The sequence below is a fragment of the Sphingomonas fuzhouensis genome (assembly GCF_034659795.1).
GTDB classification, from domain to species: Bacteria; Pseudomonadota; Alphaproteobacteria; order Sphingomonadales; family Sphingomonadaceae; genus Sphingomonas; species Sphingomonas fuzhouensis.
In genome coordinates this window covers 43,225-56,214 of record NZ_JAXSQY010000007.1, presented here as the reverse complement: position 1 = coordinate 56,214, position 12,990 = coordinate 43,225, and the positions used below count along the sequence as shown (strand labels likewise).

Below are 12,990 nucleotides of genomic sequence, written 5' to 3'. Positions count from 1 at the left end.
AGCTCTTTCTGTAAGGACCCCCTCCCCGGCGTGGAGAGGGGGCAGTCCGGTTACGCCGCCTTCTTCTCGTCGGCAGCGTCTTCCTTGGGGAACGGGAAGCCGAACAGACGCAGCAGCTCGCGCGCTTCGTCGTCGGTCTTCGCCGAGGTGGTCACGATCACATCCATGCCGCGCACCTTGTCGATGCGGTCATAGTTGATTTCGGGGAAGATGATCTGTTCCTTGATGCCGCAGGCATAGTTGCCGCGACCGTCGAAGGACTTCGGATTCAGGCCGCGGAAGTCGCGAACGCGCGGCAGCGCGATCGTGATGAAGCGGTCCAGGAATTCGTACATGCGCTCGCGACGCAGCGTGACCTTCACACCGATCGGCATGCCTTCACGCAGCTTGAACTGCGCGATCGACTTCTTCGCCTTGGTGATGACGGGCTTCTGACCCGCGATCAGCTCCATCTCGGAGGCGGCCTGGTCGACGCGCTTCTTGTCCTGCGTCGCTTCGCCCACGCCCATGTTGAGCACGATCTTCTCGATCCGGGGGATCTCGTTGACGTTCTTGTAACCGAACTTGTCGGTCATCGCCTTGATGATGCTATCGTCATAGATAGCCTTCATGCGGGGCTTGTAATCAGCCATCGATCTTCTCCCCGGTCTTGACGGCCACGCGGACCTTCTTGCCATCCTGCGTCTCGAAACGGACGCGGGTCGGCTTGCCATCGGCGGTCACGTGCGCAACCTTCGAGATGTGCAGCGGAGCAGCAACGCGCTCCAGGCCACCCTGCGGGTTCGCCTGGGTCGGCTTGCGGTGACGGGTGGCGATGTTGACGCCGTCCACGACGACCTTGCCGTCCTTCGGCATCGCCAGCGACACGGTGCCGGTCTTGCCCTTGTCCTTGCCGGACAGGACGATGACCTTGTCGCCCTTCTTGATGCGTGCAGCGGCCATTACAGAACCTCCGGCGCCAGCGAGATGATCTTCATGTGCTTCTTGCCGCGAAGCTCACGCACGACCGGGCCAAAGATACGGGTGCCGATCGGCTCCTCGTTCTTGTTGACCAGCACGGCGGCGTTACCGTCGAAACGGATCACCGAACCGTCGGCGCGACGGATGTCCTTGGCGGTACGCACGATCACCGCGCGGTGAACGTCGCCCTTCTTCACGCGGCCACGCGGCTGCGCTTCCTTGACGCTGACGACGATGATGTCGCCGACCGATGCCGTGCGGCGCTTCGAGCCGCCCAGCACCTTGATGCACTGCACCCGCTTCGCGCCGCTGTTGTCAGCGACGTCGAGATTGGACTGCATCTGGATCATAGATCCGCTTCCTTCTCTCTATCTGGGGAGGATACCGACCCTACCCCGCCTTAAAAAACGACCCCCGGCGCAGGGTGACCCGCGCCAGGGGGAGAGGCCCCATAGCCACTCCTGGTTCGAAAGGCAAGCGAGTCGCCCCGCCCCTTTCGACCAATCCGCTCTTTGCCCCGAAGGGCGCCTTCACATCCGAACCCCGCCCCTCCGATCCGGAGAAGCGGGGCCCGACGTCAAAGGGTTCAGCCCTCGGCCGAGGCCCGTTCCGGCGTCATGTGGGTATCAACCCGCTCGACGACCTTCCAGGTCTTCAGCTTCGAGATCGGGGCGGTCTCTTCGATCCGCACCGTCTCTCCGGCCTTGTACTCGTTCGCCTCGTCATGGGCGTGGTACTTCTTCGACCGACGGATGATCTTGCCGTAGAGGGGGTGCTTAACCTTCCGCTCCACATTGACGACGACCGTCTTATCGGTCTTGTCCGAGACAATCACCCCGGTCAGCACGCGCTTCGGCATGTGTCTCGGTCCTTACTTGGCAGCCGCAGCGGAGCGCTGCGCCTGGATGGTCTTGATCCGCGCGATGTCGCGACGGACTTCCTTGACCCGGCTGGGCTTTTCGAGCTGGCTCGTGGCCGCCTGGAAGCGCAGGTTGAACTGCTCGCGCTTCAGGTTGCCCAGCGCCTCGACGAGCTGGTCGTCGCTCTGGCCGGTATATTCAGTCTTGGCCATTACTCGCCTCCGAGGTGCGAGGTGTCGCCCAGGCGGGCAACGACCTTGGTCTTGATGGGCAGCTTCATCGCCGCGCGCTCGAATGCCTCAGCGGCCAGCGGGCCGTCGACACCGTCGAGTTCGAACAGGATGCGACCCGGCTTCACGCGGGCGGCCCAGAATTCCGGCGAACCCTTACCCGAGCCCATGCGGACTTCGGCAGGCTTCGACGAGACGGGCACGTCCGGGAAGATGCGAATCCAGAGACGACCCTGGCGCTTGATGTGACGCGTGATCGCCCGGCGAGCCGCCTCGATCTGGCGAGCCGTGATACGCTCCGGCTCCATGGCCTTCAGGCCATAGGAACCGAAGTTCAGGCTGGTGCCGCCCTTCGCATCGCCGTGGATGCGGCCCTTGAAGGCCTTGCGGAACTTGGTGCGCTTTGGTTGCAGCATGGTTTATGTTCCTTAGCGGCGATGATCGTCGCGCGCCGGGCGCACGCCGGAGGTCTGAGCCTCCATCATCAGCCGGTCCTGCGCCATGGGGTCATGGCCCAGGATCTCGCCCTTGAAGATCCACACCTTCACGCCGCACACGCCATAAGCGGTGTGGGCCTGCGCTTCGGCATAGTCGACGTTCGCACGCAGCGTGTGCAGCGGAACGCGGCCTTCACGATACCATTCGGTACGCGCGATTTCCGCGCCGCCCAGACGGCCGCCGCAGGTGATACGGATGCCTTCGGCGCCCAGACGGAGCGCGGACTGCACCGCACGCTTCATGGCGCGACGGAACGCGATACGGCGCTCCAGCTGGTCGGCCACGCCCTGGGCGACGAGCTTGGCGTCGATCTCGGGCTTGCGGATTTCGACGATGTTCAGCGACACGTCGGACGAGGTCATCGAACCCAGCTTCTTGCGAAGCTTTTCGATGTCGGCGCCCTTCTTGCCGATGATGACACCCGGACGCGCCGCGAAGATCGAGATGCGGCACAGCTTGGCCGGACGCTCGATGACGACCTTCGAGATCGCGGCCTGGGGCAGCGTCTTCATGATGAACTGGCGGATCTTCAGATCTTCCAGCAGCAGGCGGCCATAGTCATGGCCTTCGGCGAACCAGCGGCTGTCCCAGGTACGGTTGATCTGGAGACGCAGGCCGATCGGATTGCTCTTCTGACCCATTATGCTTCTTCCTGCTCGCGGACGACGATGCGGAGCCGCGAAAACGGCTTCAGGATGCGGGTGGACTTGCCACGGCCGCGCGTCGCGAAACGCTTCATGGTGATCGACTTGCCGACCGACGCCTCGGCGACGACGAGCGCGTCGACGTCGAGGTTGTGGTTGTTCTCGGCATTGGCGATCGCGGAGGCCAGGACCTTGCGCGCGTCGACGGCCATCGCCTTCGTCGAGAAGGCGAGGATGTTCATCGCGTCGCCGACCTTCTTGCCGCGGATGAGCCCTGCGACCAGGTTCAGCTTCTGCGCCGAACCGCGGATCTGCGTGCCGACCGACAGCGCTTCCTTGTCACCGACCTTGCGGGGGGATGCGGGCTTCGACATCAGCGCTTACCCTTCTTGTCGGCAGCGTGGCCGGGGAAGTAGCGCGTGGGCGCGAATTCACCGAGCTTCATGCCGACCATGTCCTCGTTCACCGAGACGGGAACGAACTTGCGACCATTGTAGACGTTGAAGGTCAGACCGACGAACGACGGCAGGATGGTCGAGCGACGCGACCAGGTCTTGATCGGACCTGCGCGGTTGCCAGCATCCTGCGCCACTTCGGCCTTCTTCAGGAGATGGAGGTCCACGAAAGGACCCTTCCAAACGGAACGAGCCATTGCGTGTTAGCCCTTCTTCTTGGCGTGACGGCTACGGATGATCATCTTGTCCGTCGCCTTGTTGTGACGAGTGCGCGCACCCTTGGTCGGCTTGCCCCACGGGGTGACCGGATGACGGCCGCCCGAGGTCCGGCCTTCACCACCGCCGTGCGGGTGGTCGACCGGGTTCTTCGCAACACCGCGGGTCAGCGGGCGATGGCCCTTCCAACGGTTGCGACCAGCCTTCGCCAGGTTGGTGTTGCCGTTGTCGGGGTTCGACACCGCGCCGACGGTCGCCATGCAGTTCGCATGGATGTAGCGCTGCTCGCCCGAGTTCAGACGGACGATGACCATGCCCTTGTCGCGGCCCACGACCTGCACATAGGTGCCGGCCGAACGTGCGATCTGACCGCCCTTGCCGGGCTTCATCTCGACGTTGTGGACGATGGTGCCGACCGGCATCTGGCCCAGCTCCATCGCGTTGCCCGGCTTCACGTCGGTCTTCTTGCCCGCGATGACCTTGTCACCGACGGCCAGACGCTGCGGCGCGATGATATAGGCAACGTTGTCCTTGCCCTCGGCATCGGCACCGTAGTTGATCAGCGCGATGAAGGCGGTGCGGTTGGGATCATATTCGATCCGCTCCACGGTGCCCTCAACGTCCCACTGACGACGCTTGAAGTCGATGAAGCGATAGCGCTGCTTGTGGCCGCCCGCGATACCGCGGCTGGTCACATGGCCCTTGTTGTTGCGGCCGCCGGTCTTGCGCTTGCCTTCGGTGAGCGCCTTGACGGGCGCGCCCTTCCACAGCGCCGAGCGGTCGACGAGGATCAGGCCGCGGCGGGCCGGGCTCGTCGGGTTATAATGCTTGAGTGCCATCGGCTCAGATCCCCGTCGTCACGTCAATGGACTGACCGTCCTTGAGGGTGACGATCGCCTTCTTCATGTCCGAGCGCTGGTACGGAGCGCCCTTCCACTTCTTGGTCTTGCCCTTCTGGACGATGGTGTTCACGCCGGTGACGTTCACGTCGAACAGCGCTTCCACCGCCGCCTTGATCTCGGGCTTGGTAGCACCGGGGGCGACCTTGAACACCACGGCGTTGTGCTCGCTGAGGAGCGTCGCCTTCTCGGTGATGTGCGGCGCAACGATCACGTCGTAATGACGCGGATCGATCGCCTTCTGCTGCTTAGCCATTGAAACGGGCCTCCAGCTTTTCGACAGCCGAGCGCGTCAGCACCAGGGTGTCATGCTTCAGAATGTCGTAGACATTGGCGCCAGCGGCCGGAAGGACGTTGATTTCCTTCAGGTTGCCTGCGGCCAGTGCGAACGACGTCTCGACGGCGTCGCCATCGATGACCAGCGCGGTCTTGCCGAAGCCGAGCTTCGCCAGATCGCCCTGCAGCGTCTTCGTCTTGTTACCAGCGACCGCCAGATCGTTCATCACGATCAGCGAACCCGCCTTGGCATGGCTCGACAGCGCCATCTTCAGACCCAGGGCGCGAACCTTCTTGTTCAGACCCGGGTTGAAGTCGCGGACGCGGGCGCCGTGCGCCTTACCACCGCCGATGAAGACGGGGGCCCGACGATCGCCGTGACGAGCGACACCGCCGCCCTTCTGGCGACCGAGCTTCTTGCCCGAACGCGCGACATCGGCGCGCTCACGGGTGCCGCGCGCGGTGGCGCGACGCTTTTCCAGCTGCCAGGTCACAACGCGGTGCAGGATGTCGGCGCGCGGATCGAGGCCGAAGACCTCGTCGTTGAGCTCGATGTCCGCGGCGTCGGTGCCGGCGAAGGATTGAACCTTGACCTTCACGACTTAGCCCTCCTGGCTCTCGGTGGCTTCCGGAGCAGGCTCGGCAGAAGCGTTGTTGTTGGCGGCCGCCTTGATGCTGGCGGGGAACGGGGCGTCCGCGTGGCGCGAAACCTTGACCGCGTCCTTGACGATCAGCCAGCCGCCCTTCGAGCCGGGCACCGAGCCCTTGACGAAGATCAGGCCGCGCTCGACGTCGGTCGACACGATTTCGAGGTTCTGCTGCGTGCGGTTCTTGTCGCCCATGTGGCCGGCCATCTTCTTGTTCTTGAAGACGCGGCCCGGGTCCTGACGGTTACCGGTCGAACCATGCGAACGGTGCGAGACCGAGACGCCGTGGGTCGCACGAAGACCACCGAAGTTCCAGCGCTTCATCGCACCGGCAAAGCCCTTACCCTGGGTACGACCCTGGATATCGACATACTGGCCGGGGACGAAATGGTCGGCGGAGATTTCCGCGCCGACGTCCAGCAGGCCGTCTTCGTTCACGCGGAACTCGACCAGCACCTGCTTGGGCTCGACTTCGGCCTTGCCGAAGTGGCCACGCTGCGGCTTGGCAACATTCTTGGTCTTGGCGACACCTGCACCAAGCTGGACGGCGGTGTAGCCGTCACGATCCATCTCGCGGCGAGCGACGACCTGTACGCCTTCAAGCGCCAGGACGGTGACCGGCACGTGCCGACCATCGTCCTGGAACAGGCGGGTCATCCCCAGCTTCTTCGCGATCACGCCGGTACGCATGATCCTGTTCCTTCCTCGACAGAGGCCCCCAAGAACCATTCAAGGGGGGCATATCCAGCCCGATTAAAGCGAAACGAGCCCCCGTCCCGGGCTGGCGACCGGCGAACCGGTCAGACGGGGGACGCTGCCCCGGCACCATCTCGCTTGCGCGAAACCACCGGGCGGTATCCCTTAAGAGTGCCGGATCGCGGGAGCGACCTCGGCGCGTTGACTGGCAGCTTTAGAACCAGGAAACGCCAAAATCCCGTGGGACGGAATCGTCGACCACGGGAACGCTGGCCCTCTTACGCCAGCTTGATCTCGACATCAACACCTGCGGCGAGGTCGAGCTTCATCAGCGCATCGACGGTCTGCGGGGTCGGCTGCACGATGTCCAGCATCCGCTTGTAGGTGCGGACCTCGAACTGCTCGCGCGACTTCTTATCGATGTGCGGACCACGGTTGACCGTGAACTTCTCGATGCGCGTCGGAAGCGGGATCGGACCGCGGATAAGAGCGCCGGTGCGGCGCGCGGTGTCGGCGATGTCGCCGGTCGCCTGATCGAGCACGCGATGGTCGAACGCCTTCAGACGAATGCGGATATTGCTGTCCATGATCCCTACCGATGCGAAAGAGCGGGCTTTCCGGTTGCGATCACGATGGATGGCAAGTGCGATCGGTCTATCCGACCAGGCACTCGACCGTCCGCCGTGAAGGCGACCTTGGGCCGAAACAAACTCTGGGTTACGACAAGGACGGCCAACCGCCCCTGCCCTCACTAAAAGGAAACGGCCGACTCCGGTGTGCCCGGTGCCAGCCGATTCCCTCAAGGCGTGTGCCTATACGCATATGGGCCGGGGGCCGCAAGGGGTGGGTGCGGGTTTTTGTTGGAAGGGATGGAACCCGCCCCGGAACGCCCCGAATCTCACCCGCTGTTCAGTCTGAGCGAAGTCGAAGGCCACGCGAGACGGTGGCTGCAGGGCGCGCACTTCGACTTCGCTCAGTGTGAACGGCGGGTGGGGAGCAAGCCGCCCTCACCCTTCCCACCCGCTATCGCGGGCGGGCCCCTTCCCTCTCCCGGCGGGAGAGGGAGGGAGGCGCTTTAGCGCCGGAAGGGTGAGGGCCGCCAAACACCCACAAACGAAAAAGGCCGCCCCCGTCGCCGGGGCCGGCCTTCCTCGAAAAGTTTCAGGCTTTCGCCCGAGACTTACTTGTCGATCGAGCTGACGACGCCCGCGCCGACGGTACGGCCGCCTTCACGGATCGTGAAGCGCTGACCGATGTCCATAGCGATCGGAGCGATCAGCTTCACGCCCAGAGCGACATTGTCGCCCGGCATGACCATCTCGGTGCCCTCAGGCAGCTCGACGGTGCCGGTGACGTCGGTCGTGCGGAAGTAGAACTGCGGACGATAGTTCGCGAAGAACGGGGTGTGACGGCCGCCTTCTTCCTTCGACAGGACGTACACTTCCGACTGGAAGTCGGTGTGCGGGGTGATCGAACCCGGCTTGGCCAGAACCTGACCACGCTCGACTTCGTCACGGGCAACGCCACGGATCAGCGCGCCGATGTTGTCGCCGGCCTGGCCCGAGTCGAGCAGCTTGCGGAACATTTCGACGCCGGTGACGGTGGTCTTGCGGGTGTCGTTGATGCCGACGATCTCGACTTCTTCACCAACCTTGATGATGCCGGTTTCGACACGGCCGGTGACGACGGTGCCGCGACCCGAGATCGAGAACACGTCTTCGATCGGCATCATGAACGGCTTGTCGAGCGGACGCTCCGGCTGCGGGATGTATTCGTCGACCTGCTTCATCAGCTCGAGAACGGCATCCTTGCCGAACTTGTCGTTCGAACCCGACAGCGCGCAGGTCGCCGAACCCTTGACGACGGGGATGTCGTCGCCCGGGAATTCGTACGAGCTGAGCAGCTCGCGGATTTCCAGCTCGACCAGCTCGAGGATTTCCTCGTCGTCGACCAGGTCGACCTTGTTCATGAACACGACCATCGCGGGCACGCCGACCTGGCGGGCGAGCAGGATGTGCTCGCGGGTCTGCGGCATCGGGCCGTCGGTCGACGACACGACCAGGATCGCGCCGTCCATCTGCGCCGCGCCGGTGATCATGTTCTTCACATAGTCGGCGTGGCCCGGGCAGTCGACGTGCGCATAGTGGCGCGCTTCGGTCTCATACTCGACGTGCGCGGTCGAGATGGTGATGCCGCGCTCACGCTCTTCCGGCGCCTTGTCGATGTTCGCGAAGTCCACCGCCGCGTTGCCAGCGACGTTGTCAGCCAGAACCTTGGTGATCGCTGCGGTCAGCGAGGTCTTGCCATGGTCGACGTGGCCGATGGTGCCGATGTTGAGGTGCGGCTTGTTCCGCTCGAATTTTGCCTTTGCCATTTTCCTACCTTCTGAATCGAATTCGGTGCCGCATCCGAGGCCACGCGAACGCGGCCCCATAGCGGGTGTTGGAAGCGATTGCCAGCCCCTAGCGTTGTCGCGCCCCCAGTTGCCCCGAGGGCGCGACGGACGCGATTAGGCCATCTTCGCCTTGACCTCGTCCGCAACATTCTGCGGCACTTCGTCATAGTGCGAGAACTGCATCGAGTACTGCGCACGGCCCTGGGTGAACGAGCGGAGCGCGTTCACATAGCCGAACATGTTGGCCAGCGGGACCATCGCCTCGACCGTCTGCGCGTTGCCGCGCGTGTCGGTGCCCTGGATCTGGCCACGACGGCTGTTCATGTCGCCGATGACGTCGCCCAGATAGTCTTCCGGGGTCACGACTTCGACCTTCATGACCGGCTCGAGCAGCGTGATGCCCGACTTCTGAGCCGCTTCGCGCATCGCGCCACGGGCACAGATTTCGAACGCCAGCGCCGACGAGTCGACGTCGTGATACGCGCCGTCATACAGCAGGACTTCGAAGTCGATGATCGGGAAGCCGACCAGCGAACCGGTTTCCGCGGTCTCACGGAAGCCCTTCTCGATCGCGGGGATATATTCCTTCGGAATGTTACCGCCCTTGATCTCGTCCTTGAAGACGAAGCCCGAACCACGCTCGCCCGGGGTCAGCTTGACCTTGACGCGGCCGAACTGGCCGGTGCCGCCCGACTGCTTCTTGTGCGTGTAGTCGATGTCGACCGGCTTCTTGAGGTATTCGCGATACGCCACCTGCGGCGCACCGACGTTCGCCTCGACCTTGAACTCGCGCTTCATGCGGTCGACCAGGATCTCGAGATGGAGCTCGCCCATGCCCTTGATGATGGTCTGGCCCGACTCGGCGTCCGAGGTCACGCGGAACGAGGGGTCCTCGCGTGCGAGACGATTGAGCGCGACGCCCATCTTCTCCTGGTCGGCCTTGGTCTTCGGCTCCACCGACAGCTCGATCACGGGCTCGGGGAATTCCATACGCTCGAGGATGATCGGGGCGTTCTGCGCGCAGAGCGTGTCACCCGTGGTGGTGTCCTTGAGGCCCGCCAGAGCGACGATGTCGCCCGCATAGGCTTCCTGGATGTCCTCACGGCTGTTCGCATGCATGAGCAGCATGCGGCCGATCTTTTCCTTCTTGTCCTTGACCGAGTTCAGGACCTGCGAAGAGGTCTCGAGCTTGCCCGAATAGATGCGGGCGAAGGTCAGCGAACCGACGAACGGGTCGTTCATGATCTTGAACGCCAGCGCCGAGAAGGGCTCGGTGTCCGACGAAGGACGCTCGTCCGGCGTCTCGCCGTCGAGCTTCACGCCCTTGATGGCCGGAACGTCGAGCGGCGACGGCAGATAGTCGATGACCGCGTCGAGCAGGGGCTGCACGCCCTTGTTCTTGAACGCCGAACCGCAGACCACAGGCACGAACGCCATGTCCAGCGTGCCCTTGCGGATCAGCTTCTTCAGCTCCTCGACCGACGGCTCGTTGCCTTCCAGGTACGATTCCATCGCGGCATCGTCCTGCTCGACGGCCATTTCGATCAGGTCGCTGCGATACTTGGCGGCCTTTTCCTTCAGGTCATCGGGGATGTCCTGATATTCGAACTTGGCGCCCAGCGACTCTTCGAGCCAGATGATCGCGCGGTTCTCGACCAGGTCGACGAGACCCTTGAAGCCGCCCTCGATGCCGATCGGCAGATACAGGACCGCCGGACGCGCGCCCAGACGCTCGATGATCGAGTTCACGCAGAAATAGAAGTCGGCGCCGGTGCGGTCGAGCTTGTTGACGAAGCACATGCGCGGCACGCCGTACTTGTCGGCCTGACGCCACACGGTTTCCGACTGCGGCTCAACACCCGCCACGCCGTCGAAGCAGGCGACCGCGCCGTCGAGCACGCGGAGCGAACGCTCCACTTCGATGGTGAAGTCGACGTGCCCGGGGGTGTCGATGATGTTGATGCGGTTGTCGTTCCAGAAACAGGTCGTCGCGGCCGACGTGATGGTGATGCCGCGCTCCTGCTCCTGCTCCATCCAGTCCATGGTGGCGGTGCCTTCGTGCACTTCGCCGATCTTGTAGGACTTGCCGGTGTAATAAAGAATGCGCTCGGTCGTGGTCGTCTTGCCGGCATCGATGTGCGCCATGATGCCGATGTTGCGATACTTCTCGAGCGGATGGCTGCGGGCCATGATCGATCTTCCTCAAGCGTAGGGGGGAGCCGGTTGGCCCGGCTCCCCCTTATATAGGCTGTTTGCGTGACCAGCGGAAGACCGCCGGCACCGCACCCTGAAAAGGTTGCGGCAGACCGGAAATAATTCCGGTCCGCCGCAAGGCCCTTACCAGCGGTAGTGCGAGAAGGCGCGATTCGCTTCCGCCATGCGGTGCGTATCTTCGCGCTTCTTGACCGCGTTGCCGCGGTTGTTCGCGGCGTCCATCAGCTCACCCGACAGACGGGCGGCCATCGTGTTCTCCGAACGGGCGCGCGACGCGCCGATCAGCCAACGGATGGCCAGAGCCTGGGCACGCTCCGGACGGACTTCGACCGGAACCTGGTAGGTCGCACCGCCGACGCGGCGCGAACGGACTTCGATGCCCGGCTTGATGTTGTTCAGCGCATCGTGGAACACGCCGATCGGATCGCGCTTGGCGCGCGTCTCGACGGTTTCCAGGGCACCGTACACGATAGCTTCGGCCACGGACTTCTTACCGTCCAGCATGACCGAGTTCATGAACTTCGACAGGACCACATCCCCGAACTTGGGGTCGGGCAGGATTTCCCGCTTTTCGGGACGACGACGACGAGCCATTCTCGTATTTCCTTACAAAACTTCAGCCTTTGATGGTCGAGGAGCCTGATGACAGGCCCGACCGGCTTACTTCGGACGCTTGGCGCCGTACTTCGAGCGGGACTGCTTGCGATCCTTCACGCCCTGCGTGTCGAGGACGCCGCGCAGCACGTGGTAGCGCACGCCGGGAAGGTCGCGCACACGGCCGCCGCGGATGAGCACCACCGAGTGCTCCTGCAGGTTGTGGCCTTCGCCCGGAATGTACGAGATGACTTCGCGGCTGTTGGTCAGACGGACCTTGGCCACCTTGCGAAGTGCCGAGTTCGGCTTCTTCGGGGTCGTCGTGTAGACACGGGTGCAAACGCCGCGCTTCTGCGGGTTCTGCTCCATTGCAGGGACCTTGGACTTGGCCTTCTGCAGTTCGCGGCCCTTGCGGACCAGCTGGTTGATCGTCGGCATTGAAGCCTTCACCTTTCCATGAGGTTACTTTGCTGGAGCCATCACAGCACTTCGGAATACAAAAAGGGGCCATCATGGCTTTCGCCCGGCCCTATTCGCATCCAGCAATGTTCAAGCTTGCCCGACGGACATGTCCCGATTCCCGAGAAATCCCCTTCGTGCAGCGGCGGCCTATACGCGGGAGTCGGGTCATGGTCAATGTTGGCGCGGGAGGACTGGCGAGCAGCCTTTCGACCCGATTTGCGAAAATCGCGATTTTGGTCTTGTCCCGCCCCGCCAGCCGGGCTAATGGCGGCCGCCTCGCAGGAGTGTAGCTCAGTTGGTAGAGCATCGGTCTCCAAAACCGAGGGCCCACGGTTCGAGTCCGTGCACTCCTGCCACTTTTCCCGACATCGCCGAATGTGTGACGCCGCTTTCGCGGTGAGCTTTGTTCCATGCGCGCTTTGCTCCCCTGCAAGGGGCGGGGGACCAGCGAAGCTGGTGGAGGGGTGTAACCAGCTGTGATGACAGCCTTACCCGACCACCGCCGACACCCCTCCGTCAGGCCTCCGGCCTGCCACCTCCTCTTGCAGGGAAGGAATAGGGGTTAGTTCACCGGTCGCGGCCCCACCCCCGGCGGAGTCGCAGGGTCCACCTCGTCGATCTCGTCACCCCGATGGCCGCCACCGGCCCCTGCCCCGCTGCCATGGACTTCCCCGGTCTTCGGATCAACCGAGGCGCGACGACCATTGTCGGGGGACAGATCGTCGTCCGCCCCCGCATCCCCATCAGGCGCTTTGCGGGTCGTCACGGTGCCGGAGGGCTCGGCCCGTCCCATCGCGCCTTCGTCGTCACGGTGATAATCCTGCCCGGAATAACCGCCGTCACGGCCGAAGGGCTGGGGCGGGCGCTTGTCGTTGTCGGCCATGAGAAATCTCCTCGGCCTCTTCAACGGGACAGATCAGACGCCGTTCCCACATGCAAAAAGG

The 12,990-nt window shown here is 63.7% G+C and carries 19 protein-coding genes and 1 tRNA gene; 1 reads left to right on the top strand and 19 read right to left on the bottom strand.

Annotated elements, in window-relative coordinates:
* Positions 1-50: 50 nt before the first annotated feature.
* From rplE to rpsL, 18 genes are all read right to left on the bottom strand, one after another.
* Entirely contained in the window at positions 51-632 is a 582-nt protein-coding gene (gene rplE / locus U1H82_RS14680; protein WP_037569379.1) for a 50S ribosomal protein L5, read from the bottom strand.
* Positions 625-942 (bottom strand): 50S ribosomal protein L24, encoded by a 318-nt coding sequence (gene rplX / locus U1H82_RS14675; protein ID WP_183950453.1) that lies wholly within the window; start codon positions 940-942, stop codon positions 625-627. Before rplX ends, rplE begins: the two co-directional genes overlap by 8 nt.
* Positions 942-1,310 carry a 50S ribosomal protein L14 gene (gene rplN, locus U1H82_RS14670; protein WP_007406105.1) on the bottom strand — a complete coding sequence of 123 codons (369 nt, stop codon included), beginning with the start codon at positions 1,308-1,310 and terminating at the stop codon, positions 942-944. Before rplN ends, rplX begins: the two co-directional genes overlap by 1 nt.
* A gap of 236 nt (positions 1,311-1,546) precedes the next feature.
* Entirely contained in the window at positions 1,547-1,819 is a 273-nt protein-coding gene (rpsQ, locus tag U1H82_RS14665; RefSeq protein ID WP_056430742.1) for a 30S ribosomal protein S17, read from the bottom strand.
* 12 nt (positions 1,820-1,831) lie between these two features.
* Complete coding sequence (rpmC, locus tag U1H82_RS14660; protein ID WP_267435509.1) at positions 1,832-2,032, bottom strand: 50S ribosomal protein L29; 201 nt, start codon at positions 2,030-2,032, stop codon at positions 1,832-1,834.
* Positions 2,032-2,466 (bottom strand): 50S ribosomal protein L16, encoded by a 435-nt coding sequence (gene rplP, locus U1H82_RS14655; protein WP_007406071.1) that lies wholly within the window; start codon positions 2,464-2,466, stop codon positions 2,032-2,034. Before rplP ends, rpmC begins: the two co-directional genes overlap by 1 nt.
* A 12-nt stretch (positions 2,467-2,478) precedes the next feature.
* Positions 2,479-3,189, bottom strand: coding sequence for a 30S ribosomal protein S3 (gene rpsC / locus U1H82_RS14650; RefSeq protein WP_056430744.1), 711 nt, complete (start codon positions 3,187-3,189; stop codon positions 2,479-2,481).
* The gene (gene rplV, locus U1H82_RS14645; protein ID WP_230481236.1) at positions 3,189-3,566 is read right to left on the bottom strand and encodes a 50S ribosomal protein L22; all 378 of its coding nucleotides are present in this window, start codon (positions 3,564-3,566) and stop codon (positions 3,189-3,191) included. The genes rpsC and rplV overlap by 1 nt, the downstream gene beginning before the upstream one ends.
* Positions 3,566-3,844 carry a 30S ribosomal protein S19 gene (gene rpsS, locus U1H82_RS14640; RefSeq protein ID WP_037569384.1) on the bottom strand — a complete coding sequence of 93 codons (279 nt, stop codon included), beginning with the start codon at positions 3,842-3,844 and terminating at the stop codon, positions 3,566-3,568. The genes rplV and rpsS overlap by 1 nt, the downstream gene beginning before the upstream one ends.
* Before the next feature lie 6 nt (positions 3,845-3,850).
* Positions 3,851-4,702 carry a 50S ribosomal protein L2 gene (gene rplB, locus U1H82_RS14635; protein ID WP_261269267.1) on the bottom strand — a complete coding sequence of 284 codons (852 nt, stop codon included), beginning with the start codon at positions 4,700-4,702 and terminating at the stop codon, positions 3,851-3,853.
* 4 nt (positions 4,703-4,706) lie between these two features.
* The gene (locus tag U1H82_RS14630) at positions 4,707-5,018 is read right to left on the bottom strand and encodes a 50S ribosomal protein L23 (RefSeq protein WP_322965695.1); all 312 of its coding nucleotides are present in this window, start codon (positions 5,016-5,018) and stop codon (positions 4,707-4,709) included.
* Complete coding sequence (gene rplD / locus U1H82_RS14625; protein ID WP_294196364.1) at positions 5,011-5,637, bottom strand: 50S ribosomal protein L4; 627 nt, start codon at positions 5,635-5,637, stop codon at positions 5,011-5,013. Before rplD ends, U1H82_RS14630 begins: the two co-directional genes overlap by 8 nt.
* A 3-nt stretch (positions 5,638-5,640) precedes the next feature.
* Positions 5,641-6,375, bottom strand: a complete 735-nt coding sequence (rplC, locus tag U1H82_RS14620) for a 50S ribosomal protein L3 (RefSeq protein ID WP_056430750.1) — start codon at positions 6,373-6,375, stop codon at positions 5,641-5,643.
* 284 nt (positions 6,376-6,659) lie between these two features.
* Positions 6,660-6,968, bottom strand: coding sequence for a 30S ribosomal protein S10 (gene rpsJ / locus U1H82_RS14615; protein ID WP_007406109.1), 309 nt, complete (start codon positions 6,966-6,968; stop codon positions 6,660-6,662).
* Positions 6,969-7,561: 593 nt separating this feature from the next.
* Positions 7,562-8,755: an elongation factor Tu gene (gene tuf / locus U1H82_RS14610; protein WP_007406059.1), complete on the bottom strand. Its 1,194-nt coding sequence runs from the start codon at positions 8,753-8,755 to the stop codon at positions 7,562-7,564.
* Between the two features lie 135 nt (positions 8,756-8,890).
* The gene (gene fusA, locus U1H82_RS14605) at positions 8,891-10,966 is read right to left on the bottom strand and encodes an elongation factor G (protein WP_175313814.1); all 2,076 of its coding nucleotides are present in this window, start codon (positions 10,964-10,966) and stop codon (positions 8,891-8,893) included.
* A 147-nt stretch (positions 10,967-11,113) separates the two neighbouring features.
* A complete protein-coding gene (rpsG, locus tag U1H82_RS14600) occupies positions 11,114-11,584 on the bottom strand; it encodes a 30S ribosomal protein S7 (RefSeq protein ID WP_007406077.1) in 471 nt (156 codons plus the stop codon).
* Positions 11,585-11,650: 66 nt separating this feature from the next.
* Positions 11,651-12,022, bottom strand: coding sequence for a 30S ribosomal protein S12 (gene rpsL / locus U1H82_RS14595; RefSeq protein WP_007406072.1), 372 nt, complete (start codon positions 12,020-12,022; stop codon positions 11,651-11,653).
* Positions 12,023-12,326: 304 nt separating this feature from the next.
* Between rpsL and U1H82_RS14590 the strand changes: the two genes are divergently transcribed.
* Positions 12,327-12,402 (top strand) — tRNA-Trp (locus U1H82_RS14590).
* A gap of 206 nt (positions 12,403-12,608) precedes the next feature.
* Here U1H82_RS14590 and U1H82_RS14585 read toward each other — a convergent pair.
* Positions 12,609-12,929: a hypothetical protein gene (locus U1H82_RS14585; RefSeq protein WP_322965694.1), complete on the bottom strand. Its 321-nt coding sequence runs from the start codon at positions 12,927-12,929 to the stop codon at positions 12,609-12,611.
* Positions 12,930-12,990: the final 61 nt, after the last annotated feature.

What these genes read in the sequence shown, in the direction of transcription:
- rpsC (WP_056430744.1), bottom strand. Translation starts at nt 3,189, where the DNA reads ATGGGTCAGAAGAGCAATCCGATCGGCCTGCGTCTCCAGATCAACCGT.
- rpsJ (WP_007406109.1), bottom strand. Translation starts at nt 6,968, where the DNA reads ATGGACAGCAATATCCGCATTCGTCTGAAGGCGTTCGACCATCGCGTG.
- rplC (WP_056430750.1), bottom strand. Translation starts at nt 6,375, where the DNA reads ATGCGTACCGGCGTGATCGCGAAGAAGCTGGGGATGACCCGCCTGTTC.
- rplB (WP_261269267.1), bottom strand. Translation starts at nt 4,702, where the DNA reads ATGGCACTCAAGCATTATAACCCGACGAGCCCGGCCCGCCGCGGCCTG.
- rpsS (WP_037569384.1), bottom strand. Translation starts at nt 3,844, where the DNA reads ATGGCTCGTTCCGTTTGGAAGGGTCCTTTCGTGGACCTCCATCTCCTG.
- U1H82_RS14585 (WP_322965694.1), bottom strand. Translation starts at nt 12,929, where the DNA reads ATGGCCGACAACGACAAGCGCCCGCCCCAGCCCTTCGGCCGTGACGGC.
- tuf (WP_007406059.1), bottom strand. Translation starts at nt 8,755, where the DNA reads ATGGCAAAGGCAAAATTCGAGCGGAACAAGCCGCACCTCAACATCGGC.
- rplN (WP_007406105.1), bottom strand. Translation starts at nt 1,310, where the DNA reads ATGATCCAGATGCAGTCCAATCTCGACGTCGCTGACAACAGCGGCGCG.
- U1H82_RS14630 (WP_322965695.1), bottom strand. Translation starts at nt 5,018, where the DNA reads ATGGCTAAGCAGCAGAAGGCGATCGATCCGCGTCATTACGACGTGATC.
- rpsQ (WP_056430742.1), bottom strand. Translation starts at nt 1,819, where the DNA reads ATGCCGAAGCGCGTGCTGACCGGGGTGATTGTCTCGGACAAGACCGAT.
- rplP (WP_007406071.1), bottom strand. Translation starts at nt 2,466, where the DNA reads ATGCTGCAACCAAAGCGCACCAAGTTCCGCAAGGCCTTCAAGGGCCGC.
- rplE (WP_037569379.1), bottom strand. Translation starts at nt 632, where the DNA reads ATGGCTGATTACAAGCCCCGCATGAAGGCTATCTATGACGATAGCATC.
- rpsG (WP_007406077.1), bottom strand. Translation starts at nt 11,584, where the DNA reads ATGGCTCGTCGTCGTCGTCCCGAAAAGCGGGAAATCCTGCCCGACCCC.
- rpmC (WP_267435509.1), bottom strand. Translation starts at nt 2,032, where the DNA reads ATGGCCAAGACTGAATATACCGGCCAGAGCGACGACCAGCTCGTCGAG.
- rpsL (WP_007406072.1), bottom strand. Translation starts at nt 12,022, where the DNA reads ATGCCGACGATCAACCAGCTGGTCCGCAAGGGCCGCGAACTGCAGAAG.
- rplX (WP_183950453.1), bottom strand. Translation starts at nt 942, where the DNA reads ATGGCCGCTGCACGCATCAAGAAGGGCGACAAGGTCATCGTCCTGTCC.
- fusA (WP_175313814.1), bottom strand. Translation starts at nt 10,966, where the DNA reads ATGGCCCGCAGCCATCCGCTCGAGAAGTATCGCAACATCGGCATCATG.
- rplV (WP_230481236.1), bottom strand. Translation starts at nt 3,566, where the DNA reads ATGTCGAAGCCCGCATCCCCCCGCAAGGTCGGTGACAAGGAAGCGCTG.